The sequence below is a fragment of the Streptomyces tateyamensis genome, from assembly GCF_003205575.1.
Taxonomy (GTDB): Bacteria; Actinomycetota; Actinomycetes; order Streptomycetales; family Streptomycetaceae; genus Kitasatospora; species Kitasatospora tateyamensis.
The window spans coordinates 1-1,851 of the sequence record NZ_PYBW01000116.1 but is presented as its reverse complement, the minus strand read 5'-3'; the positions used below and the strand labels follow the sequence as shown (position 1 = coordinate 1,851).

Below are 1,851 nucleotides of genomic sequence, written 5' to 3'. Positions count from 1 at the left end.
AAGCTAAGTGGCATTGCCCCGGCTATGGGCCTCGGCTGTTGCCGTATAAGAGACCTTAACTGCTCCCTATGTCGCCACGTCAAGGATTTCAAGAGATTAGCGGAGAATTTCTCTCCATTAGCTGCAGAGATGTGGCCGCGACGGAGACAGAGTTCCCTCATCCTTGCCCGCTGAGCTGCGGCGTTGATGGCGGTAATGGTGGCCATCTGCGACTGTTTCAGTGAGCTGGAAACCCGGAGGCCCGGGCCCCTGGCGAGGGCGCGTATTGGTCCATCGGCGTCGGCCGGGCGTCAGTCGGATACGTCAGGCCGATCTTGGTCTAGCGGGTTCCGGCCGATGGAGAGCCGATATTTCAAATGGGTCCAAAGCAGCCGGCCTTCGGTAGGTGTTGGGATACTCGCGCGGTGACCAGTTCCGATGACGCCACCCGAAGCCGCCTGCTGCGACGGGGCTTCGCACTCGAATACGCCACGCTCGGGTGGAACGTCGTGGGCATCGTGGTGCTGGCCGTCGCGGCGATCTCGGCTTGGTCGGTAGCGCTGGCCGGGTTCGGCCCGGACTCCGTGCTCGAGATCGGCGCGTCGGCCATGGTGACCTGGGAACTGTCGGGCAGCGGCGAAGACCGTCAGCGCCGGGCTCCTCGGTTGATCGGCGGGGCGTTCGCACTGCTGGCGCTCTACCTGCTGGTGCAGTCCAAGAACATTGTCACCGTGCCTACCTAGACTTGGTCCCGTGGCGATGACCTACAGCAGTGGCAGCGGTGCAGACCTTCCCGCACAGGCACGTCCCGAGGCATATCTGGCCGCACTCGACCCCGTCCCGACGGACTGGGTGACGGTCATCGGCGTCTCGCTGAACTACAGCTACGACTGGGGGATCAGCAGCCACCTGACCCGGCCCGCCGGGCAGGAGCACGCGCTGTCCGAGTACACCCGGAGCGACGGCACGATCGGGTCCGCCGGCATCACCACCGAGTACCCAAGTCGCCGAACTGTTTTCGAGGACGGTCTCCAAGACCACGACGAGCAGTCGGAGTTCTTCGTCCACCGCCGCACCCACCATGACCTGGCCGAGCCCAGCGTGGAGTTCACACCCTCCTTCCTCTGGTACTTCGACGCGATCCCACGCCCGGACGGGTCCTTGTACTACCTGGACGACGCCGGCCGCGACCACGACCTGGTCCGCCTCCGTCGCACCGACACCGAACTCCGCATCGACGTCGCGGCCCTCCCGCTACGCCGGTACCTCGCCGTCCGTGACCGCATCCTGGTCCTCCAGCACGATCGGATCACCCGGCTGGACGCCGTGCCGGAACCACCGATCGAGGCGGTCGACCGCACGGAGCTGCGCCACTTCGCCTTCCACAGCGGCGACCTCCGGTCCGCTGACAGGCCCGGCTTCGTCCGGCTGGTGGGCAAGCAGCTCGTGCTGCCTATCGCGGCCGACCCGGCCGACCTAGTACTACAGGGCTAGATCTGCATCATCTGGCGGCGCATGCGCCTGCGGAAGTGGTGCCTTCTGGCCTCAACTTGGTGACGGCGGCGGAATGTCGACCAGCGCAAGGCGTTCTGGATCTCGCGGATGGGGCGGCCGATGAGGTTGAACAGGCGGCGGGCCTCCGCGAGGGAGACCCGTATGCCCGGGCGGAGTCGGGGCTGTCCGGTCGGGGCAGGCTCAGCTGGTTCCCGACGGGCCGTCAGGCCGGTTCCGGAAAGTTTTCCCAAGGGCGGGGGCCCCCTTTTGAAGCGCTTGGCGCATCACCGCGAGGAGGCACAGGGCGAGCATCGACATCGTGATGTGGCGGTGCCAGGCGGCGTACTTGCGCACCTGGTACTGGTCCAGTACGGCCTC

General features: G+C 66.2%; 2 protein-coding genes and 1 pseudogene. 2 read left to right on the top strand and 1 reads right to left on the bottom strand.

Going from position 1 to position 1,851, the window contains the following annotated elements; all coding sequences use genetic code 11:
- Positions 1–404: 404 nt before the first annotated feature.
- Together C7C46_RS27190 and C7C46_RS27185 are read left to right on the top strand one after the other, a co-directional pair.
- Positions 405–722: a hypothetical protein gene (locus C7C46_RS27190; protein ID WP_220040698.1), complete on the top strand. Its 318-nt coding sequence runs from the start codon at positions 405–407 to the stop codon at positions 720–722.
- Between the two features lie 16 nt (positions 723–738).
- Complete coding sequence (locus C7C46_RS27185) at positions 739–1,473, top strand: hypothetical protein (protein ID WP_245985009.1); 735 nt, start codon at positions 739–741, stop codon at positions 1,471–1,473.
- Positions 1,474–1,674: 201 nt separating this feature from the next.
- On the opposite strand, the pseudogene C7C46_RS37755 reads toward C7C46_RS27185, so the two are convergent.
- Positions 1,675–1,851: pseudogene (locus C7C46_RS37755) on the bottom strand (IS701 family transposase); the annotation flags it as partial.

Excerpts from the sequence above, each read along its gene's own strand:
- C7C46_RS27185 (WP_245985009.1), top strand. The coding sequence starts at position 739 with ATGACCTACAGCAGTGGCAGCGGTGCAGACCTTCCCGCACAGGCACGT.